General features: G+C 72.2%; 21 protein-coding genes, 1 pseudogene and 1 riboswitch. Of the genes and pseudogenes, 10 read left to right on the top strand and 12 right to left on the bottom strand.

All coding sequences use genetic code 11. The features are described from left to right. Positions 1–144: 144 nt before the first annotated feature. From ACIA8D_RS27140 to rho, 4 genes are all read right to left on the bottom strand, one after another. Positions 145–1,263: a HoxN/HupN/NixA family nickel/cobalt transporter gene (locus ACIA8D_RS27140; protein WP_399236228.1), complete on the bottom strand. Its 1,119-nt coding sequence runs from the start codon at positions 1,261–1,263 to the stop codon at positions 145–147. A gap of 30 nt (positions 1,264–1,293) precedes the next feature. Further along, positions 1,294–1,510: riboswitch (cobalamin riboswitch) on the bottom strand. 3 nt (positions 1,511–1,513) lie between these two features. Next, entirely contained in the window at positions 1,514–2,017 is a 504-nt protein-coding gene (locus ACIA8D_RS27135; protein WP_399236226.1) for an inorganic diphosphatase, read from the bottom strand. A gap of 65 nt (positions 2,018–2,082) precedes the next feature. Beyond that, entirely contained in the window at positions 2,083–2,574 is a 492-nt protein-coding gene (locus ACIA8D_RS27130) for a GNAT family N-acetyltransferase (protein ID WP_399236224.1), read from the bottom strand. Positions 2,575–2,604: 30 nt separating this feature from the next. Further along, positions 2,605–3,762, bottom strand: a complete 1,158-nt coding sequence (rho, locus tag ACIA8D_RS27125; protein WP_399236223.1) for a transcription termination factor Rho — start codon at positions 3,760–3,762, stop codon at positions 2,605–2,607. 344 nt (positions 3,763–4,106) lie between these two features. On the opposite strand from rho, the gene ACIA8D_RS27120 reads away from it, so the two are divergent. Both ACIA8D_RS27120 and ACIA8D_RS27115 read left to right on the top strand, forming a co-directional pair. Then, complete coding sequence (locus tag ACIA8D_RS27120; protein ID WP_399236222.1) at positions 4,107–4,817, top strand: class I SAM-dependent methyltransferase; 711 nt, start codon at positions 4,107–4,109, stop codon at positions 4,815–4,817. A gap of 99 nt (positions 4,818–4,916) precedes the next feature. Then, positions 4,917–5,711 carry a VOC family protein gene (locus ACIA8D_RS27115; RefSeq protein WP_399236220.1) on the top strand — a complete coding sequence of 265 codons (795 nt, stop codon included), beginning with the start codon at positions 4,917–4,919 and terminating at the stop codon, positions 5,709–5,711. 3 nt (positions 5,712–5,714) lie between these two features. Here the strand turns inward: ACIA8D_RS27115 and def are convergent, their stop codons facing one another. Then, on the bottom strand, positions 5,715–6,362 hold the full coding sequence (def, locus tag ACIA8D_RS27110; protein ID WP_399236218.1) for a peptide deformylase: 648 nt from the start codon (positions 6,360–6,362) through the stop codon (positions 5,715–5,717). 142 nt (positions 6,363–6,504) lie between these two features. Between def and ACIA8D_RS27105 the strand changes: the two genes are divergently transcribed. After that, entirely contained in the window at positions 6,505–7,248 is a 744-nt protein-coding gene (locus tag ACIA8D_RS27105; RefSeq protein WP_399236216.1) for a GNAT family N-acetyltransferase, read from the top strand. Between the two features lie 11 nt (positions 7,249–7,259). On the opposite strand, the gene ACIA8D_RS27100 is transcribed toward ACIA8D_RS27105, so the two are convergent. Beyond that, entirely contained in the window at positions 7,260–7,718 is a 459-nt protein-coding gene (locus ACIA8D_RS27100) for a MarR family winged helix-turn-helix transcriptional regulator (protein ID WP_399236214.1), read from the bottom strand. Between the two features lie 160 nt (positions 7,719–7,878). Between ACIA8D_RS27100 and ACIA8D_RS27095 the strand changes: the two genes are divergently transcribed. Both ACIA8D_RS27095 and ACIA8D_RS27090 read left to right on the top strand, forming a co-directional pair. Beyond that, positions 7,879–9,894 carry an FAD-dependent oxidoreductase gene (locus ACIA8D_RS27095; protein WP_399236212.1) on the top strand — a complete coding sequence of 672 codons (2,016 nt, stop codon included), beginning with the start codon at positions 7,879–7,881 and terminating at the stop codon, positions 9,892–9,894. A gap of 276 nt (positions 9,895–10,170) precedes the next feature. Continuing rightward, on the top strand, positions 10,171–10,698 hold the full coding sequence (locus ACIA8D_RS27090; RefSeq protein WP_399236210.1) for a PadR family transcriptional regulator: 528 nt from the start codon (positions 10,171–10,173) through the stop codon (positions 10,696–10,698). A gap of 4 nt (positions 10,699–10,702) precedes the next feature. Here the strand turns inward: ACIA8D_RS27090 and ACIA8D_RS27085 are convergent, their stop codons facing one another. The 5 genes from ACIA8D_RS27085 to ACIA8D_RS27065 form a co-directional block, all read right to left on the bottom strand. Beyond that, positions 10,703–11,707, bottom strand: coding sequence for a fibronectin type III domain-containing protein (locus ACIA8D_RS27085; RefSeq protein ID WP_399236209.1), 1,005 nt, complete (start codon positions 11,705–11,707; stop codon positions 10,703–10,705). Positions 11,708–11,864: 157 nt separating this feature from the next. Next, positions 11,865–12,278, bottom strand: a complete 414-nt coding sequence (locus ACIA8D_RS27080) for a PTS-dependent dihydroxyacetone kinase phosphotransferase subunit DhaM (protein ID WP_399236207.1) — start codon at positions 12,276–12,278, stop codon at positions 11,865–11,867. Then, positions 12,275–12,883, bottom strand: coding sequence for a dihydroxyacetone kinase subunit DhaL (dhaL, locus tag ACIA8D_RS27075; protein ID WP_399236206.1), 609 nt, complete (start codon positions 12,881–12,883; stop codon positions 12,275–12,277). Before dhaL ends, ACIA8D_RS27080 begins: the two co-directional genes overlap by 4 nt. Before the next feature lie 55 nt (positions 12,884–12,938). Next, positions 12,939–13,931 (bottom strand): dihydroxyacetone kinase subunit DhaK, encoded by a 993-nt coding sequence (dhaK, locus tag ACIA8D_RS27070; RefSeq protein ID WP_399236204.1) that lies wholly within the window; start codon positions 13,929–13,931, stop codon positions 12,939–12,941. Between the two features lie 289 nt (positions 13,932–14,220). Beyond that, positions 14,221–15,282 (bottom strand): PucR family transcriptional regulator, encoded by a 1,062-nt coding sequence (locus ACIA8D_RS27065; protein WP_399236203.1) that lies wholly within the window; start codon positions 15,280–15,282, stop codon positions 14,221–14,223. Positions 15,283–15,458: 176 nt separating this feature from the next. Between ACIA8D_RS27065 and ACIA8D_RS27060 the strand changes: the two genes are divergently transcribed. The 5 genes and pseudogenes from ACIA8D_RS27060 to ACIA8D_RS27040 all read left to right on the top strand — a co-directional run bounded on the left by ACIA8D_RS27060 (position 15,459) and on the right by ACIA8D_RS27040 (position 19,958). Continuing rightward, positions 15,459–15,974, top strand: coding sequence for a hypothetical protein (locus ACIA8D_RS27060; protein ID WP_399236201.1), 516 nt, complete (start codon positions 15,459–15,461; stop codon positions 15,972–15,974). Between the two features lie 210 nt (positions 15,975–16,184). Beyond that, on the top strand, positions 16,185–17,633 hold the full coding sequence (locus ACIA8D_RS27055) for a flotillin family protein (RefSeq protein WP_399236198.1): 1,449 nt from the start codon (positions 16,185–16,187) through the stop codon (positions 17,631–17,633). Between the two features lie 239 nt (positions 17,634–17,872). After that, entirely contained in the window at positions 17,873–18,484 is a 612-nt protein-coding gene (locus ACIA8D_RS27050) for a TetR/AcrR family transcriptional regulator (RefSeq protein ID WP_399236197.1), read from the top strand. A gap of 126 nt (positions 18,485–18,610) precedes the next feature. Then, positions 18,611–19,089: pseudogene (locus ACIA8D_RS27045) on the top strand (FAD-dependent monooxygenase); the annotation flags it as partial. 47 nt (positions 19,090–19,136) lie between these two features. Next, positions 19,137–19,958 (top strand): class I SAM-dependent methyltransferase, encoded by an 822-nt coding sequence (locus ACIA8D_RS27040; protein ID WP_399236195.1) that lies wholly within the window; start codon positions 19,137–19,139, stop codon positions 19,956–19,958. A 27-nt stretch (positions 19,959–19,985) separates the two neighbouring features. Here the strand turns inward: ACIA8D_RS27040 and ACIA8D_RS27035 are convergent, their stop codons facing one another. Further along, a complete protein-coding gene (locus ACIA8D_RS27035) occupies positions 19,986–20,786 on the bottom strand; it encodes a GntR family transcriptional regulator (protein ID WP_399236193.1) in 801 nt (266 codons plus the stop codon). Positions 20,787–20,816: the final 30 nt, after the last annotated feature.

Below are 20,816 nucleotides of genomic sequence, written 5' to 3'. Positions count from 1 at the left end.
GGGAGTGCCACGGCGGGATTCGCGGTGGCCTTCGAAAGGATCAGGACTGCAGTGCGCATGGATCGGTCCTCACGCTCGGGGACGCGCGGCCGGCTGCCGCGTCGAGATCAGTGCAGCAGCGGGCCGGGCGCCCCGGCAACCGATTTATCCGGCGTCGGCCATCCGCGCCGACCACCGCTGCTCGACCTTGGCGAGCCGCCAGTAGGCGAGGGCGGCCACCCACACCGCGACGAACAGACCGACGATGACGTACCCGACGTTGTCGAGGTCGAGCCCGGCGATCCACCCGGTCACCGCGTCGCTCAGGTCGAGCTTGTCGTGCAGGACGCCGACGAGTTCGATGGTGCCGATGAAGAACGCGACCGCGATGGACAGGCCGGTGATGGTGAGGTTGTAGAACACCTTGCGCACCGGGTTGGAGAACGCCCACTGGTAGGCGAAGTTCATGAACGTGCCGTCGAGCGTGTCGAACAGGCTCATGCCCGCGGCGAACAGCAGCGGCAGGCACAGGATCGCGTACCACGGCAGGCCCGCCGCGGCGCCGCTGCCCGCCATCACCATCAGCGTCACCTCGGTCGCGGTGTCGAAGCCGAGCCCGAAGAGGAAGCCCAGCGGGAACATCTGGCCGGGCCGGGTGATCGACTTGGTGAAGCGGCCGAGGATCCGGTTCATGAACCCGCGCGAGTCCAGGTGCTCCTCGAGCCGCCGCTCGTCGTACGAGCCCGCGCGCATCGCCCGGAAGACCTTCAGGATCCCCATCAGGGCAACGAGGTTGAGCGCCGCGATGAGGTACAGGAACGTACCGGAGACGGTCGTGCCGACGACGCCGAGCACCTGGTGGGTGGTCGAGCCGTCGTTCAACAGCGTGCCGGCGAGCGCCGCGCCGCCCGCGACGAGCGCCGCCATCGCGACGACCACGCTGGAGTGGCCGAGCGCGAACCAGAAGCCGACCGAGACGGGCCGCTTGCCGTCGGCCATCAGCTTGCGGGTGGTGTTGTCGATGGCGGCGATGTGGTCGGCGTCGAAGGCGTGCCGCATCCCGAGTGTGTACGCCGTGATGCCGAGGCCGATGCCGAAGGCCTTGTTGCCGACTTCGTAGTGCTCGGGGACGACGAGCAGGAAGAGCACGCCGAACGCGACGACGTGCAGCGCGGCGATCACCGCGATCAGGCCGGCCGTGCGCAGCGTGTCCTCGCGGCGCCAGCGGAAGGCAGGGGGAGGGGTGTTCAGGGCAGGGGTCGGGGAGTTCCCGGGCAGGGTCATGCGTCGATCACGCTCCAGCACCTCGTGGATCACTTCGTGAGATGCCGCGGCCGGTCTCCTGGCTTACGGGCGTGCCCGCCGTTCCGGCCTTCCCAGCGGCTGGTGGCCGCCAGTGGCGTACAGGATGGAACGGCGCGCTCCGGACGTCGCTGTCCGAAACCCGATCACAGTGGCGAGGGCCGCTCCGGAATGGGCCCCTGAGGGGCCGTCACCGGTCTTCCCGAGCACCACGGCCCGACCACCCTACTACCTAGTCGGAAGCGCGCTCACGGGCCCGGCGGATCTCCTCGTATGCCTTCTCCCGGCCCTCCCAGTTGGAGCCGTCGACCGACTTGCCGGGTTCGAGATCCTTGTAGACCTCGAAGAAGTGGGTGATCTCCAGGCGGTCGAACTCGGGGATGTCCTCGATGTCCCGGGTCGCGTCGTGCCGCGGATCGTGCGCGGGTACGCACAGGACCTTCTCGTCCGGGCCCTTCTCGTCGCTCATCACGAACATGCCGATCGCCCGGCACTCGATGGCGCAGCCGGGGAACGTCGCGTCGCCGGTCAGGACGAGCGCGTCCAGCGGGTCGCCGTCACCGCCGAGCGTGCCCTCGATGTAGCCGTAGTCCGCGGGGTACTGCGTCGACGTGAACAGCATCCGGTCGAGCCGGATCCGGCCGAGATCGTGGTCCATCTCGTATTTGTTCCGGGACCCCTGCGGGATCTCCACGATCACGTCGAACGCCTCGGCGCGTGCCTGACTGCTGCCCAATGTGGCCTCCTTGCCGCATTCCGACGCCCCCGAGTGTGCGCCGTGGCGGGCGAGGGCGGAACCCCTCAGGCGGCCGGGGGAATGGGGAATTCGAGTTCGGGCCGGTCCCAGGCGACGGCCGGCGGGCGCGCGGGCACCGTGCCGGTGCGGTGCGCGCCCATGCCGCGGTAGAAGCCCTCGGCGGGCGGGTGCGCGACGACCCGGACGTGGTCCAGGCCCGCCGCCAGGGCCTGCGCCCGCATGTGGTCGACGAGCAGCCGCCCGATGCCCCGGCCCTGCGCCTCGTCCGCGACGAACATCAGGTCCAGCTCCGGCGGCTCGGTGAGCAGCGCGTAGAAGCCGAGCACCCGCTCGTCGGCCACGTCCACGGCTACGTGGACGTGGTGCGCCTCGATGTAGTCGGGGCCCACCCGGTAGCCCGCGACCATGGAGGCGTAGGGGTCCCGGTAGGCGGTGGAGCCGCGCACGAGGCGGGTGAGGCGCCGGGCGTCCCGGGCGGTGGCCCGCCGGACGCTGACGGCCGGGGGCCCGCCACGGCGCGTAATGCTCGCGTTCATGTGTCGAGTATTACGTACTCGGGGGCGGGGTCAGGCGGTGGGCACCGTGGAGTGCGCCTGGCGCAGGAACGCGGCGTTGTCCGGGCTCTGGCGCAGCTTGTCGAGCAGGGCCTCGTAGGAGGCGGCGGGGTCGCGGCTCTGCAGGGCGCGCCGCAGTCCGCGGGTGACGGTCAACTCGGCGGCGGGGAGCAGGAGTTCATCGCGGCGGGTGCCGGAGGGGGTGAGCTCGACGGCGGGGTGGACGCGGCGCTGCGCGAGGACGCGGTCGAGGCGCAGCTCCATGTTGCCGGTGCTCTTGAGCTCCTCGAAGTAGTAGTCGTCGGCGCGGGAGCCGGTGTCGACGAGGGCGGTGGCGAGGATGGTCAGGGAGCCGGCCTCCTCGGCGTCGCGGGCCGCGCCGAAGAAGCGCTTCGGGCCGTGCAGGGCGGCGGCGTCGACACCGCCCGACAGGGTGCGGCCGCTGGCGGAGGCCGCGTTGTTGTGCGCCCGGCACAGCCGGGTGAGGGAGTCGAGAAGGATCACCACGTCGCGGCCCTGCTCGGTGAGGCGCTTGGCGCGCTCCACGGCGAGTTCGGCGAGCGCGATGTGCGCCTTCGCCGGGCGGTCGAACGTCGAGGCGTACACCTCGCCGCGCACGGAGCGGCGCATGTCGGTGACCTCCTCGGGGCGCTCGTCGACGAGCACCACCATGAGGTGGACGTCGGGGTGGTTCGCGGCGAACGCGGCGGCGAGCTGCTGCAGCAGCACCGTCTTGCCGGTCTTCGGCGGCGCGACGATCAGGCCGCGCTGTCCCTTGCCGATGGGTGTGAACAGGTCGACGACGCGTCCGGCAAGCCCGGCGGCCGGGTGCTCCAGGCGGAAGCGCTCGCTGGGGTGCAGCGGGGTGAGATCGGCGAAGCGCGGGCGGCGGCGGGCCGTCTCCGCGGGGGCCCCGCCGACGGTCTCGACGTGTGCGAGGCCGCGCGGCCTGCCGCGCGCGCCCTCGACGAAGTCGCCCTTGCGCAGGCCGAGTTGGCGGATGAGGTGGGCGGGGACCTGGACGTCGTGCGACGTGGGTTCCAGGTCGGCGGCCCGCAGGAAACCGTGCCCGTTCCCGCCGATGTCGAGGACGCCGGCGGCGCGGACGGGTTCTTGTTCCTGGGAATCGGTGGTGGTGCTCGTGGCTGGTGTGGTGGTGGTCGTGGTCATGGCGATCACAGGTCCTTTCGCGGCCTGGGCCGCGGACGCGAGGGGCGTGAGGGGGCAGGGAAGGGGAGGGATCCGGCGAGTGGCAGGGGCGGCAGAGCGCGCCCCGCGGCCGGGGAGAACCCGGTGTCGCGGCAACGGGTGAAGAGCCCGCCAGAAGCCGCTGACCAGGAATGACGTGCGCCGTGCGGTGACAAAGAGATGTCGAACCGCGTGCGCTGAAAAGAGAGATTCGGTACCGGCGCCTCGAAACGGGCGAGCACATGTACCGCCTTGACCGTACCACCCGACCCCTGCCGCGCGGCAAGCCCCGATGCCGGCGTCCGCGCGCCCTATGCTGATCGGCCATGTTCACCGATCAGGGCCCCACCCTCCGCGAGCTGGCCGTTCAGGCGCTGTCCTCGGTCGAGCGCGGCTACGACCTGCTGGCGCCGAAGTTCGACCATACGCCGTTCCGCACCCCGGACGTCGTGCTCGACGCCGTGGGCCGCGCGCTCGCCGGTCTCGGCCCGTACGACACCGGGCTCGACCTGTGCTGCGGCACCGGGGCGGGCCTGCGCGTGCTGCGTGAGGCGGGGGTCGGGCGGGCCGTGGGCGTGGACTTCAGCGGCGGCATGCTGGACGTCGCGCGGCGCGGCGAGCCGACGGCCGACTGCGTGCGCGCGGACGCGCTCGCGCTGCCTTTCGGCGAGGTCTTCGACCTGGTGGTGAGCTTCGGGGCGTTCGGACACTTCCTGCCGCGCGAGTGGCCGCGGCTGTTCTCCGAGGTGTGCCAAGTGCTGCGCCCCGGCGGGCAGTTCGCGTTCCCGCTGCCCGCGCCGGCGCGCCCCGCCTCGCCGGCCTACTGGGCGATGCTCGGCTTCGACGGTGCGATGCGGGTGCGCAACGCGGTGTGGCGGCCCCCGTTCGTCATGTACTACCGGCCGTTCCGGCTCGGCGACGTCCGCCGCGCGCTGGACCGCGCCGGGTTCGACGTCGCCCTGCACGCGCTGCCCGATCTCGGCGACCGCCCGGACGGCAGCCCCCGGTGCCGACTGGTGGTGGCCACGCGTCGCTGACGGGTCCCGCCGGATCGCGCAGCAGGCCCGCCGCGCCTAGCGTGGAGCCGTACCTGCCGGGCCGCGTCGTGTCCGGTGGCCGACGGAAGGTGTCGCGACATGTCCGCTCGTCCTGAAGGCGCGCCGGTCTGGGCCGACGCCATGTTCCCCGACCTGGAGGCCGCGAAGGGCTTCTACGCGGAGCTGTTCGGCTGGACCTACGACGAGGGCAGCGCCGAGTTCGGCAACTACACGCAGGCGAAGACGCCCGACGGCAAGCATGTGGCGGCGCTCGTGCCGCAGATGCCGGGCGCGGAGGGCGTGCACCCCGCCTGGAACCTGTATCTCGCCACCGCGGACATCGGCTCGGTCGCCGAGCGGATCAAGGACGCGGGCGGCAGCCTCATGATGGACCCGATGCAGGTCGCGTCCTTCGGCACGATGCTCACCGCCCAGGACCCCGCCGGCGTCGTCTTCAGTGTGTGGCAGCCCGACACCCACGAGGGCTTCGAGAAGGTCAACGAGCCCGGCGCGTTCTGCTGGGCCGAGGTCAACACCCGCAACGCCGCGAAGACCGACTCCTTCTTCCCGGCCGTCTTCGGCTACGACGTGAAGAAGATGGACGACGACCAGATCGACTTCAACGTCTGGCAGCTGAACGGCGAACCGGCCATGGGTCGTATGCAGATGACGGACGACTTCCCGCCGCACGTGCCGAGTCACGTCAACGTGTACTTCGTCGTCGAGGACTGCGACGCGGCCGTCTCCACCGTCCAACGCCTGGGCGGCAAGCTGTACTTCGGCCCCGTCGACACCCCCTTCGGCCGGTTCGCCGCGGTCGGCGACCCGCAGGGTGCCGCGTTCTCGGTCATCGACGTGACGTCGACCCAGGGCGAGATGCCGGACCTGTCCTGACGGTCAGTCGCGCGGCGGGAGCTCGAACCCCAGCTCCCGCGCGGCGCGTTCGGGGGTCGGCTGCGCCCACCGCTCCACCGCTTCGGGGGTCTGCGTGGACGACAGGGACCTGATCTCCGCCCGGTCCAGATAAAGCGTGCCGTTCAGGTGGTCCGTCTCGTGCTGCACGATCCGCGCGGGCCAGCCCGTGAACTCCTCGTCCACCGCGCGCCCCCGCTCGTCGAGGGCGCGCAGCCGCACACGCTCGTGCCGGGCGACCACGGCCTGGTAGCCCGGCACGCTCAGGCACCCTTCGTAGAACGCCGCCCGGCGCCCGCCCACGGCCTCGTACGCGGGGTTGACGAGCACCCGGAAGGGCTGCAGCGTCCGCCCCCGCGCCGCCCGCACCTCCTCGCTCACGGCCGCCGCGTCCTCGATGACGGCGAGCCGCAGCGGCACGCCGATCTGCGGCGCCGCGAGGCCGACGCCGGGCGCGGCGTGCATGGTGACCCGCATCGCGGCGATCAGCCGGGCGAGCAGCCCGTCGGAGAGCTGCCCGTCGACGGGCCCGGCGGGGCGCCGGAGCACCGGGTCGCCCGCGGCGACGATCGGCAGCGGGCCCTCGGCGGCGAGCAGGGACTCGACGTGATCATTCAGTGACGTGAACGGCATCGCGCCAGGATGCCAGCGTGATCACGGGCACGCCCCGCGGGGTCCGGGAATGTGTCGGCGCCCCCGGCGGTTCTGATCTTTTGGCCGCCCCGATGCGGATGGGGCGCCGGTGGCACAGGAGAAGGTTCGAAGGTTTCGACGGATGACGCAGACGCAGACGTACGCAGCACACGAGGGCACCACGGGTCCCGCCCCGCACTCCGAGCGCGGGTTCCACCCCCTCGATCACCCCGCGTACGCCGCGCTCACCGGCCCGCACGCGCACTTCGCCGAGCGCAGCGGCCGGGCCCTGCGCTATCCCGCCGATGTCACCCCCTGGACCGCGCTGCCCCCGGACCCGGGCCCCGCGGACTGGAACGGCCTCGCCGCCTTCGCCGCCCCCGACGGCACCCTCCCGCTGCTCGGCACCGACATCGAACTCCCGGAGGGCTGGGAGACGACGGTGGACCACGCGGGCGTGCGCATGGTGGGCGACGCGGTGGACGCGGCCCCCGACCCCGAGGCCGTGCTGCTCACCGCCGCCGACGTGCCGGAGATGCTCGACCTGGTGGCGCGCACCCAGCCGGGCCCGTTCACGCCGCGCACCATCGAGCTCGGCACGTACCTGGGGATCCGCCGGGCCGGCACGCTGATCGCCATGGCGGGGGAGCGCCTGCACCTGCCCGGACACACCGAGATCAGCGCCGTGTGCACCGACCCGGACCACCGGGGCAAGGGCCTCGCCGGACGGCTGGTGAAGGCCGTCGCGGCCGTCGTCCAGGAGCGCGGCGAGACCCCGTTCCTGCACACCGGCGCGGGCAACACCAACGCGATCCGGCTCTACGAGTCCCTGGGCTTCCACCTGCGCAACACGACCCGCTTCCGGACGGTGCGCGCCCCGCGATAGGCCGCGGCGGACTACGCGTCCGGTTCCTCCTGTGACGCGTGGTTGTAGCGCACCAGATAGTCGGCGAACCGCTCCAGGTCCTCCTCGGGCCAGTCCGCCAGGCGCTCGCCGAAGATCTGCCGGCGATTGACGGTCACCTGGCGCAGCACGTCGGCGCCCGCCTCGGTCGGGTGCAGCACCTGCACCCGGTGGTCGTCCGGATCGACGCGCCGGATCACGAGCCCCGCCCGCTGCAGGGCGGCCACCTGGCGGCTGACCGTCGACTTGTCGAGGGCGTAGTGCGCCGCCAGGTCCGTGGCACGGCAGCCGCCCCGCTCGTCGAGGTGGGCGAGCAGCGAGTACGAGACGAGCGAGAGCTCGGGGTGCATCCGGGCGGCGGTGGCGCGCGCACGCCGGGCGAACGAGGTCAGCTCGCGCTGAATGGTCTCCACGGCCGCCTCACGGTCGGCCGGGTGATCGGGCTGTGCCACGGCGGTTCCTTTCCCCGGTACTTGTTGCACTCTACAACCGAATGCACCCTCCGGGATCGTACGGGAGGCACGTGGCGCGGATCTCTTTTGCAACTTGTTGCAAAACCAATGCGGTGTCCTCTACAACTGTTTCGACCGTTCACCGCTCACGGAGGGCCCCATGAGCCGCTATCCGCACCTGCTCGCCCCGCTCGACCTCGGATTCACGACGCTCCCCAACCGCGTTCTGATGGGCTCGATGCACGTGGGCCTGGAGGAGGCGCCGAACGGGTTCGCGCGCATGGCCGAGTTCTACGCCACCCGCGCCCGCGGCGGCGTCGGCCTCATGGTCACCGGCGGCATCGCCCCCAACGCAGAGGGCTGCACCTTCGACGGCGGTGCCAAGATGACCACCGAGGCGGAGGCCGCGCAGCACCGCCAGGTCACCGACGCCGTGCACGCGGCGGGCGGCAAGATCGCCATGCAGATCCTGCACTTCGGCCGGTACGCGCACCACGCGGGCCTCGTCGCGCCCAGCGCCGTGCAGGCGCCGATCAGCGCCCACGTCCCGCGCGCCCTGACCGACGAAGAGGTCGAGCGGACCATCGAGGACTACGCGCGCGCCGCCGAGCTCGCCAAGTCCGCCGGGTACGACGGCGTCGAGGTCATGGGCTCCGAGGGCTACCTCATCAACGAGTTCATCGTCTCCGCCACCAACCACCGCGACGACCGCTGGGGCGGCTCCTACGAGAACCGGATCCGGTTCGCCGTCGAGATCGTGCGCCGCGTGCGCGAGCGGGTCGGGCCCGAGTTCATCCTCATCTACCGCCTGTCCATGCTGGACCTGGTCCCCGGCGGCTCCACCCTGGAGGAGGTCGTGCACCTCGCCAAGGAGATCGAGGCGGCCGGCGCGACCATCATCAACACCGGCATCGGCTGGCACGAGGCCCGCATCCCCACCATCGCCACCTCCGTGCCGCGCGGCGCGTACACCTTCGTCACCAAGAAGGTCATGGGTGAGGTGAGCATCCCGCTGGTGACCACCAACCGCATCAACACCCCGGAACTCGCCGAGGAGTTGCTCGCCGACGGCGCCGCCGACATGGTGTCCATGGCCCGCCCGATGCTCGCCGACCCGGAGTTCGTGAACAAGGCCGCGGCCGACCGCTCCGACGCCATCAACACCTGCATCGGCTGCAACCAGGCCTGCCTGGACCACATCTTCAGCCTCCAGATCACCTCCTGCCTGGTGAACCCGCGCGCCTGCCACGAGACCGAGCTGGTCCTCTCGCCGACCCGGATCCGCAAGCGCGTGGCCGTCGTCGGAGCCGGCCCCGCGGGACTCGCCTGCGCCGTCAGTGCCGCCGAGCGGGGCCACGACGTGACCCTCTTCGACGCCGCGGCCGAGATCGGCGGGCAGCTCAACGTCGCCCGCCAGGTCCCCGGCAAGGAGGAGTTCAACGAGACGCTGCGCTACTTCCGCACGCAGCTCGAACTGCACGGCGTGACCGTCAAGTTGGAGACCCGCGTCGTCGCGGGAGACCTCGACTCCTACGACGAGGTCGCCGTCGCCACCGGCGTCACCCCGCGCACCCCGGCCATCGACGGCGTCGACCACCCGAGCGTCGTCAGCTACCTCGACGTGCTGCGGGGCGGCGCCCCCGTCGGCGACCGCGTCGCCGTCATCGGCGCGGGCGGCATCGGCTTCGACGTCGCCGAGTACCTCACCGACGGCGGCGAGAAGGCGAGCCTGGACCCGGCCACGTACTTCCGCCAGTGGGGCGTCGACATGGACTACGGCGACCGCGGCGGCCTCGCCAAGCCCGAGCGGCCCACCCCGCCCCGCCAGGTGCACCTCGTCCAGCGCAAGACCAGCAAGGTCGGCGCCGGGCTCGGCAAGACGACCGGCTGGATCCACCGCACCGAGCTGCGCCACCGCGGAGTCACCATGGTCGCCGGAGCTACCTACGACCTGATCGACGACGCGGGCCTGCACATCACCGTCGAGGGCGAGCAGTCCCTCATCCCCGTCGACACCGTCGTGCTGTGCGCGGGCCAGGAACCGCACCGCTCGCTCTACGACGACCTGGTGGCCGCCGGACGCACCCCGCACCTGATCGGCGGCGCCGACGTCGCGGCCGAACTCGACGCCAAGCGCGCCATCAAGCAGGGCACCGAGGTCGCGGCGGCGCTGTAGGACCCCTCCGAGACCGGGTGGTGGCCGGGGGGGGGGCCCCCCCCCCCCGGCCCCCCCCCCCCCCCCAGGACAGGGGGGCCCCAGGCCCCACCCCCCCCCCGCCCCAACCCGCCCCGGGGGCAGGCCGCGGCGGGGCGCGGCCACACCCCCACCGCCCCAACACCGCGGGCCCCGGGGGGGGGGGGGGGGTTTCCCCCCCCCCCCGCCGGGGGGGGGGCGGGGGGCGGGCCCCCCCCCCCCCCCCCCCACCCTCCACCTACTCGTACTCTGGGCACCATGTCACTCCCGCACGCGATCCTCACGGCGCTCCTGGAGAAGCCGTCGTCGGGCCTCGAACTGACCCGCAGGTTCGACAAGTCCATCGGCTACTTCTGGTCGGCCACGCACCAGCAGATCTACCGGGAGCTCGGCAAACTCGAACGCGAAGGACTGATCCGCGCGCTGCCCACCGAGACGCCCGCGCGCGGCCAGAAGAAGGAGTACGAGGTCCTGCCCCAGGGCCGGGCCGAACTCGCCCGCTGGACCGCCACCCCGCACGACCCCAAACCGCTGCGCGACCCGCTGCCACTGCGCCTGCGCTCGGCGGCCGTGGTCGGCACGGCGGGGATCGCCGAGGACCTGACCCGCCATCTCGCCCTGCACCGCGAGCAGTTGGCGACGTACGAGGACATCGAGAAGCGGGACTTCCCACCGGAGAAGAACAGCGAGGCGGACCGATTGCAGCACGCGGTGCTGCGCGCGGGCATCGACCTCGAACGCTTCTGGGTGGACTGGCTGGAGCGCACCCTGACGGAGCTGGGCTGAGGGCTCAGTCCCGCTTCGCCGCGGTGGTCACGGTCCGCTCCGCCGAGAAGGCGCCCCACGTCCCGTCCGGAAGCTGCGCGCGCAGCTTCACCCGGTGCGTCACGTGCGGCTTCCTGTCGATGTAGAAGCTGTACGTCGCCGAGTCGGCCGGCGCGCCCTCGCCCCACATCACCGTCGTCGCCTCCCGGCCGTCCAGGTACACCTGGTACGCCGGGACCTCGCCGCCGGTGCGCGGCGGAGTCCACGCCAGGTCGAGGTAGTACGCGCCCTTCGCGCGCCGCGCCGACGCCTCGAACTCGGCCGGGGCGGTGCCGGGCCCCTGCTCGCCCTTGCCCCGCGCGGTCGTCAGTCGGAGGGTCCCGCTCGCGGCGGAGGTGTTGTCGGCGACGTCCCGTGCACGCACGCTGAACGCGTAGGCGGTACCCGGCCGCAGCCCGGTGACCAGCGCCCGCGTCTCCTTCCCGCCGACGCTGTGGATCTTCGTGGCGCCCTGGTAGATGTCGTACGAGGCGACGCCCCGGTCGTCCGTCGCCCTGTGCCACGCCAGCGACACGGCCCGGCTCCCGTCCGCCTCGCCGCGCAGTCCGGTCGGCCGGGTCGGAGCGGCGCGGTCCTCCGCGACGGCGGCCGGGGTGGTGACGGTGACACGCGGGCCGGCGGGCCCGAGGGAGCCGTCGGTGCCGCGGGCGCGCACCGTGAACACGTAACGGGACTTGGGTGCGAGCCCGGTGACGTCGACCATGTGCTGCCGCGCGGTCAGCCGCTTCACGCGCTTGCCGCCGCGGTACACCTCGTACCCCTCGACCTCCGCCGTGCTCGCGGGCCGATTCCACATGACGTGCACGGAGGTGGCGCTCCCGGCCTGCGCGGTGACCCCGGCGGGCGCCGACAGGGCGGGTCCCTCGGCCTTCGCGCCGTCGGACAGCAGGCCGCAGGAGGCGAGCCCGGGGGCGAGAGCGGCGGCGCAGAGCGTGCGGGCGAGCAGGGCGCGTGGGGGGAGGCGTCGCACGGAGGGCCTTCCGTTCGAGCGGATTGGTACAGACCTGTATGGCACGGGAGGAGGGTTCCCCTCAAGGGGTTCGCGCCAACAGGTCTGTACCAAAGCCTCGTTGAGGAAGGTCCGGAGGCGTGCGGGAGACGTGAGCGGAGGGGGTTCGGTCACCCCGTCACTCCTTGCGGTAGGTGTACGCCTCCGAGGCCGCCGCGGCGACCGCGTCCAGGTCCGCCCCGGTGGAGGCGGTGACGACCGCGGCGATCGCACCCTCCACGAAGGGGGCGTCCACCAGGCGTGTGCCGTCCGGGAGTTCATCGCCCTCGGCCAGCAGCGCCTTCACGGTCAGCACGGCGCTGCCGAGATCGACGAGGACCGCGACGCCCGCGCCGCGGTCGACCTCGGCGGCGGCCGCCGAGATCAGCTCGGAGCTGGTGCCGAGACCGCCGTCCTCCGTACCGCCCGCCGCCGCGACGGGCGCGGTGTCGCCGCCTCCGGAGAGCCCCGTCGCGAGCCGCGCCACGGAATCGGCGACGTCCCTGCTGTGCGAGACCAGCACGATGCCGACGGGCTTGCCGGGGGCGCTCACGACCCGGCCCCCGACGCCTCGGCCAGCGCGGCGATCAGCAGCGCCGACGAGGTGGCACCCGGATCCTGGTGCCCGATGCTGCGTTCACCGAGGTAGCTCGCCCGCCCCTTGCGGGCCTGGAGCGGGGTGGTGGCCTCGGCCCCGTGCTCGGCCGCCGAGCGCGCCGCCGCGAAGTCCCCGTCGCCGAGGGCCTCCACCGCCGGCACCAGGGCGTCGAGCATCGTCTTGTCGCCGGGAGCGGCGCCGCCGAGCGCGGCGACGGCATCGACTCCCGCCTTCAGCGCCTGCGCGAAGTCGGCCTCGCTCACCTCGCTCGCGTCGCCCAGCGCCTTGCCGGTGCGGCGCAGCAGCGTCCCGTACAACGGCCCGGACGCGCCGCCCACCGTCGAGATCAACTGCCGTCCGGCCGTGGTGAGTACGGCTCCCGGGGTGTCCGGGGCGTCCTTGTCGAGGGTGGCGCGCACGGCGTTGAAACCGCGCTGCAGATTGCTGCCGTGGTCCGCGTCGCCGATCGGCGAGTCGAGGTCGGTGAGCCGGTCGGCCTCGCGGTCCACGGCCGCGGCGGCCACCGTCAGCCAGCGCCGGAAGAAGTCGGCGTCGAGCACGTGATCTCCTTGCTGTTCGGGTTCGTTGACGTGATCGGATGCCCGGGCAGGTGGGTCACATGCCCCAGCGCAGGCCGGCCGTACTGACGGGCGCGTCCCACAGCCGCAGCAGCTCCTCGTCGGCCTGGCAGATCGTGACGGAGGCACCGGCCATGTCGAGCGAGGTGACGTAGTTCCCGACGAGCGTGCGGGCGACGGGCACGCCGCGCTCTCCGAGCACCCGCTGCACCTCGGCGTTGAACCCGTACAGCTCGAGCAGCGGGGTGGCGCCCATCCCGTTGACCAGCACCAGCACCGGGCTGCTGGGGTTGAGGTCCTCCAGGACCGCGTTCACGGAGAAGTCCGCGATCTCCCCGGACGTCATCATGGGCCGCCGCTCCCGGCCGGGCTCGCCGTGGATCCCGATCCCCAACTCCAGCTCACCGGACGGCAGATCGAAGGTGGGCGCGCCCTTGGCGGGCGTACTGCAGGCGCTCAACGCGACGCCGAAGCTCCGCGCGTTCTCATTGACCTGCCGGGCGATCGCCTCGACGCGCTCCAGCGACTGCCCCTCCTCGGCGGCGGCCCCCGCGATCTTCTCGACGAAGAGGGTGGCGCCGGTGCCACGCCGCCCGGCGGTGTAGAGGGAGTCGGTCACGGCGACATCATCGTTGACAAGCACCTTGCCCACCTGCACGCCCTCGTCCTCGGCGAGCTCGGCGGCCATGTCGAAGTTCAGCACGTCACCGGTGTAGTTCTTCACGATGAACAGCACGCCGGCGCCGCTGTCCACCGCGGCGGCGGCCCGCACCATCTGGTCCGGCACCGGCGAGGTGAACACCTCGCCCGGGCAGGCCGCGGCGAGCATCCCCGGGCCGACGAATCCGCCGTGCAGCGGCTCGTGCCCCGACCCGCCACCCGACACCAACGCCACCTTCCCGGCCACCGGCGCGTCCCGGCGCACGATCACCCGGTTCTCGACGTCCACACTCAGCTCGGGGTGGGCGGCGGCCATCCCCCGCAGGGCGTCGGCGACGACCGTCTCGGCTACGTTGATGAGCATTTTCATGAATACCTCCGGGTGGCGTTGGCAGGCGGCGGCGTGACCTGTGTGTTGCCTGTTCAGAGTGGTTGTGAGTGGTTTTGGCTCTGTCCCGACTCTACTGACGGGACGTTCGGCGCTGATTGTCGACGTTTCGTGCTCCTACGCCAGTATCGACGGCCCGGTCGCGTTGGGCACCTGTTGCGACTCACTCGGCGAACCTCAGGCCGACGGTCTTTGTGTCCATGCGAGACCGGGACGTATTACAGGCACGAGACGCTTGAATTTAGCCGTCAAGGAACACAGAGGTGCCGGTTCAGATGAAATCCGACGGCCAGGCGAGGAGGCGGGCGCCGATCACTGCGGTCTGCAAGGTGTAGCGGTCGGCCGGGACCGCGGGGTCGATGCCCGTGAGCTGGTGGATGCGGGCGAGGCGGTATGTGAAGGCCCGTACGCTGAGCGACAGTTGGCGGGCGGCCTCGGCCGATACGCAGCCGGAGTCGAAGTACGCCATCAGGGTGTCGATGAGCGGCTGGGCGCCGCCCCGGGCCTGGCGCAGCGGCCCCAGCGTGTTGTGGACCAGATCGGTCATGGCCTGCCGGTCGCGGGTGAGGACGGGGTAGACGAGCAGGTCGGCCGCGTGCAGCACGGGGGCGTCGAGGCCGAGGCGGGTGGCCAGGTCGAGGGCGCTCAACGCCTCCTCGTAGGACTGGACGACGCCGCCGGGGCCCGACTGCGCGCGGCCGATGGCGACTTGGCCACCGTCCGCGGCGGCGTACGCCTGCTTGGCGAAGTACGTGAGGACCTCGCTCTGGTCGCCGGGGGCGATGCAGACGAGCCGGCCTTCCTTGGTGGTCAGCAGGATGTTCCGGTTGCCGAAGCGGGCGATCACCGCGCGTTCGATGTCACGCGGGACGGTGTCGCCCTCCTCGTACGCGCGGTCGCCGCGGGCCACGGCTATGGCGTGCTCGTCCGACAGCCGCAACCCGAACCGCTCGGCGCGCTCGGCGAGTTTGCCCAGGTCGCTGCGGCCGTAGAGCAGGTCGTCGATGAACTCGCGGCGTGCCGCCTCCTCCCGGCGCATGGTCTGCTGCTGCGCGCGCTCGTAGCCCTCGGCGAACGCGTCGATGGCCTGCGCGCCGGCCGCGACGACGGAGTCGACGCCCACCCTGGTGCCCAGGTTGCCGGTGTGCGTGCGCGCGAGGTGGGCGGCGACCAGCGCGCGCAGTCCGAACCCGGCCTCCGCGGCGCGTTCGCCGAGCGCGCGGCGGGCGTCGAGTTCGTCCCGGGTCAGGCGGCGTCCGGTGGCGGAGGCGTCGGCCACCGTCCGGACATATCCGTCCAGATACTCGTCGGGGACGTCCTGCTGCGACGCCATACCCACCCCCATCGCCGTGCCGGTCCTCGTCAGTTCCTCCGCATTCTTAGCCGATGAGCACGCAGGCATCAAAATCGCGTAAAGATTGCCGGATTCCGGCAGTTACGCGAGGTGGTTGCCCATGGCAGCATCCAGGGCAGCAGCGGAACAGGGACGCATCAGGGGAGGCCAGTGACATGACGTGGTTTCTGGGCCTCGGCATCGTGGGCGTGGTGCTCCTCGCCCTGTCACTGGTCCTCGACGGGGTGTTGGAGGGGCTGTTCGACGGGGTCGGGGCGCTGGACGGGCTCTTCGACGGCCTGCTGTCGCTGCCCGTGATCGCGGGCTTCGTGTCCATGCTCGGGTTCGGCGGCGCGATCGTGCTCGGCACGACCGGCCTCGGTGCCGGGTCCGCCACTGCCGTCGGTGCCGTCGCGGGGGGCGGCGCCGGCTGGCTGACGTGGAAGCTGACCCGCGCGTTGATGCGGGACCAGACCGCGCTCACGCCTCGCGGCGACGATCTGGTCGGCAGCGCGGGCACCGTGGTCACCGCCATCCCGGTCGGCGGGTACGGCGAGGTGCTGTTGCAGCTCGCCGGGCAGCCGACGAAGTTCTCGGCGAAGAGTGCGAGTGCTGTCGCCCGCGGGGGCGAGGTGTGGGTGGCGGACGTCCTGTCGCCGACCTCGGTCGAGGTCCGCACCGTCGACCGCTGACCCGCGGCTACTGACCAGCGGCCGCTGACCACGGGTCACTGATCGCTGACCACTGACCATCGGCCGCTGTTCACCGTTCCGTACGCGTCGCGGCGGGTCGTGCGACCCGTCACGACGCGTGCGAGCCATCACCAACCCTACGAACCATCACCGACCGACTGCCGTCTCCCGGGAGGCGAGGGGGCAGACGGGGCAGAGGGGGAGGCCATCATGAGCCCTGTCACCATCGCCGTGGCCGGAGTCGTCGTACTCCTGGTCCTGCTGGCGCTCGTCGTCATCACCCGCTACAAGGTCGCCGGACCCAGCGAGGCGTTCATCGTCACCGGGCGGCGCGGCAAGAAGTCGACCGATCCGGAGACCGGCCACGTCATCACCGACAACAGCGGCCAGAAGGTCGTGGTCGGCGGCGGCGTGTTCGTCGTCCCGTTCGTGCAGCAGAAGTTCACGCTCGAACTGTCCTCGCGGCACATCCCCGTCGCGGTGCGCGGCGCGGTCACCCTGCGCGGCGTGAAGGCGAACCTCGAGGGCGTCGCCATCGTGAAGGTGGGCGGCACCGAGGACTCGATCCGCGCGGCCGCCCAGCGTTTCCTGATGCAGCAGGACGGCATCGTCGGCTTCACGCAGGAAGTGCTGTCCGGCGCGCTGCGCTCCATCGTCGGGCGGATGTCCGTGGAGGACGTGATCCGGGACCGGGCCGCGTTCGCCGGGCAGGTCGCCGAGGAGGCGGAGGCGTCGCTGTCCGGGCAGGGCCTGGTGCTTGACGCCTTCCAGATCCAGGACATCACGACGGAGGGCTCCTACCTGGAGGACCTGGGCCGGCCCGAGGCCGCCCGCGCCAAGCAGGAGGCGGACATCGCGGAGGCCGTCGCGCGCCGTGCCTCCGAGCAGGCGCGGCTGAAGGCCGAGGAGGAGATCGCGATCGCGCAGCGCACGTTCGCGCTGAAGCAGGCCGAGATCAAGGCGGAGACCGACCGGGCCGCCGCGCAGGCGAACGCGGCGGGTCCGCTGGCCGACGCGGCCCGGCAGCAGGAGGTGCTGACCGAGCAGGAGAAGGTGGCGCAGCGTCAGGCGGCGCTGACCGACCGGGAGTTGGACACGAAGGTCCGCAAGCCCGCGGACGCCGCCCGGTACCAGGCCGAGCAGGAGGCGGAGGCCCGCAGGATCGGCATGGTCAAGCAGGCCGAGGCGGATGCGGAGCGGTCCCGGCTCACCGGTGAGGGCGAGAAGGCGCACCGTGCCGCGCTCGCGGACGCGGTCCGCATCGAGGGCGAGTCCGAGGCGGCGGCGATCGGGGCGAAGGGTGCCGCCGAGGCGGAGGCCATGCAGAAGAAGGCCGACGCGTTCGCGCAGTACGGCGACGCGGCCGTGCTGCAGATGCTGGTCGAGGTGCTGCCGCAGGTCGTCGCCAAGGCCTCCGAACCGCTGGGCGCCGTCGACAAGATGACGGTGATCTCCACGGACGGGGCGAGCCAGTTGTCGCGTACGGTCGCGGACAACGTGGCGCAGGGCGTGGAACTCCTGAACTCCACCACGGGCGTGGACCTTGCCGCGCTGCTGAAGAACATCACGGGTGGGAAGGGTGCGGCGGTGCCCGCACCGAAGACCGCCGAACCGGTGGGTGGCGAATCGGCGAACGGCCACATCGCGATCAGCGACTGAACCACTGAACCGCTCGGCGGCCCGTACGGGGGCGGGCCGCCGAGGCACGACCGTGGCTGAACGTTCGTTAGGCACTCTTCGGGGTCACCGCGGGCGACAGGGACACCGATCCCCTGTCGCCCGACTTCCGCTGCGGGCTCGGCGGCGAGGACACACGGCGCTACGATGACGGCGCCGTCGCCGGCTTTACGATTGTTCAGTCGCGGGGCGGACCGAGCGGCCCAGTAGATCGGAGCATCGTGTCCACTCGACCCGCAGGTCACCGGGCCATCATCGAGGCCGCCCGCGAAGAGTTCTCCGAGCAGGGCTACGGGGCCACCTCGATCCGCGACATCGCGGGCCGCGCCGGCGTCAGCCTGTCCGCGCTGTACTACTACTACAAGGGCAAGCAGGACCTCCTCGTCGCCATCCTCGAAGAGGGCCTCGACGCCTACTTCGGCGCCTGCGGCACAGCTCTCGAAGAGGCCGGTGACGATCCCGCGGAGCAGCTGGAGGCCCTCGTCACGGCGACGGTGCAGTTCCGTATCGAGCACCCGGTCAAGAGCAGCATCGTGCTGACCGAGGGCCGCAGCCTGGAGCCCGAACACCTCGCCCGCTACCGCAAGAACGAGGAGCGCGGCACCCAGCAGTTCCGCGAGGTCATCGAACGGGGCGTGGCCCAGGGCGTGTTCCTGACCCCCCACCCGGACGACGCCCGCCGCGCGGTGATCGCCATGTGCAACGCCATCGCCCAGTGGTACCGCACCGACGGCGAGGTGACCCCCGACGAACTCGTCGAGCGGTATGTGTCGTTGGCGCTGACGGTGGTGGAGTATCGGCCGCGTTCGGTGCGACGGGCGGCCCGTACGTGAGGACGGTCGGCGCACCGCCCATGTCCCGCTCAAGTAGTGCGGCTACATCTGGTTGTGGGGACAACCGGAGCACGTGGGGGAGGGGCGCTCATTCATGAGTGGTCGCACGAGGGGATCCGTCGGCGTCTGCGCGAGATGCGGCGCCGCTTCGGTGCCTGGCACGAGCCGATCCCCACGCTGCTCGACGCGACGCACCCGGACGCCGTTCTGCACCACGACGTCAACGAGCTGCGTACGCCGCTGGCTTCGTACGTGGTCGGCCGGGTCGCGCTGCTCGGCGACGCGGCCCACGCCATGACGCCGAACCTGGGGCAGGGGCCTGCCAGGCGCTGGAGGACGCGGTCACCCTCGCCTCCGCCCTCGGCTCCGAGCCCACCGTGGAGGCCGCGCTCGCCCGCTACGACGCCGAGCGCCGCCCCCGCGGCCAGGCCGTCGCACGCGCCGCGCGTCGGGCCGGGCGCATGGGGCAGCAGCTCGTCCGGCCGCTGCCCGTAGCCCTGCGCAACACGGCGATGCGACTGACACCCTCCCGTACCGCCGTCCGCATGATGCTGCGGCACCACGACTGGACCCCACCGACCCTTGACCGCAAGGGAGTTGACTGAGGCGCGGCCCCTCGTCCACGCGTCCTCCGTACGGCTACGGTGACCGCGTGGACCACGATCCGATTTCATCCAGGCACGTAAAACAGGCACGAGACGCCGAGCGACAGCGGCACGCCTCCTCGTTCGGTGCGGCGGCGGTTTCGTATGCCGAGCATCGGCCCGACTACGCGCGGGACGCCGTGCGTTGGGCGGTCGGCGGTGCGCCCGGGGTGCGAGTGCTCGATCTCGGTGCAGGGACCGGCAAGTTGACGGCCACGCTCGCAGCGCTGGGCGTCGACGTCGTCGCCGTGGAACCGGACGACGCCATGCTGGCGGAGCTGCGGCGCGCGCTGCCGGGGGTCCGGGCCATGTCGGGGAGCGCGGAGGCGATTCCGCTGCCGGATGCCTCGGTCGATGTCGTGGTGGCCGGCAATGCCATGCACTGGTTCGACATGGCGGTCGCGGGGCCCGAGATCGCCCGCGTCCTCGCGCCCGACGGCGTACTGGCCGGGCTGTGGAACCTGATGGACGACGAGGTGGAGTGGGTCGCCGGGCTCGCCCGGGTCGCCGGTGGCGCGGCCGTCGGTCCTCGCGACACCCCCGCCGCCTGGCGTGCGGCGACCGCCGGCATGCACCTTCCGAGGGCCGGGGCGGCGGCCGTCCGGTTCGGGGCGCCGGAGCAGGTCGAGTTCGCGCATGGACAGCGCCGTACCGCCGACTCCCTTGTCCGGACTCTCGCCACGCGTGCCGGGGTGCTGGTCATGCCGGAGGGGCAGCGGGAGGCCCTGTTGGGGCGGGTTCGTGGCTTCCTCGACAGTGTGCCGGAGACCGCCCGCGGTGAGTTCGTCCTGCCGATGCGGACGGGCGTGCTGCGCGTGCGCAGGCTGTGACACCTGCGAACCGGCAACGGCGGCCTGTCAGGGCGTGGGCACCGGGCCGCCCAAGCGGTAGCCGTCGTCGGCCGAGAACGCGGCGGCCACCGCGAAGCGGTCCGCGCGGACCAGCGTCTGGCGCCACTCGACCTGGCGGCGGTCGGCGTCGTGGCCGAGCCGGTCGATCGCGAACAGCGCCGTGGACTCGGGGCAGTCGAGCAGCGCCCGCTCCGCGCGGGTGGGCACGACGGCCCGGATCCGCTCCCAGCCGCCGCTGATGTGCGTACGGCAGTGGCGCTCCAGCTCGTCGTAGAGCGAGGTGTGCGTGAAGTCGACGGACAGCAGCGGGCGGGCGAGGTCCGCGGGGAGCCAGACGCGGTCGACGGCGAGCGGCTCCCCGTCGGCGAGGCGCAGGCGTTCGAGGTGGACGAGGGGAGTGGACTCCTCCAGGCCCAGGCGCGCCGCGATGACGCCGTCGGCGCGCTGGTCGAGGCGGCGCACGACGCTGCGCTGGACGGCGCCCACCTCCTCGACGGAGCGGAACAGGCTGTACGCCTGGCCGACCTTCTGCTCCAGCGGCCGGCTCGCCGCGAACCGGGACACCCGGCCGCGCTGCGCCGTGACCAGGCCCTCCGCGCGCAGCGTGCGCAGTGCCTCGCGGACGGTGTGCCGGCTGACCTGGTACTCGGCGACGAGGTCGTGCTCGCCGGGGAAGACGTCCCGGAACTCGCCGTCCTCCAGGCGCCGCAGCAGGTCGGCGCGGAGCTGGGACCACAGCGGCTTGCCCTTGGAGCGGGTGAGCGGGCGGGGGCCGGACTGTGAGCTGCTGGTGGGCACGGGATGCATGCTCGTCGATTTACGGAGGCGGTGCAAACG

Origin of the sequence: Streptomyces sp. NPDC051684, assembly GCF_044453445.1 — a bacterium.
In the GTDB taxonomy this organism is placed as follows: Bacteria; Actinomycetota; Actinomycetes; order Streptomycetales; family Streptomycetaceae; genus Streptomyces.
Note: the sequence above shows the minus strand (reverse complement) of the source record. Positions and strands in the feature narration are given on the sequence as shown.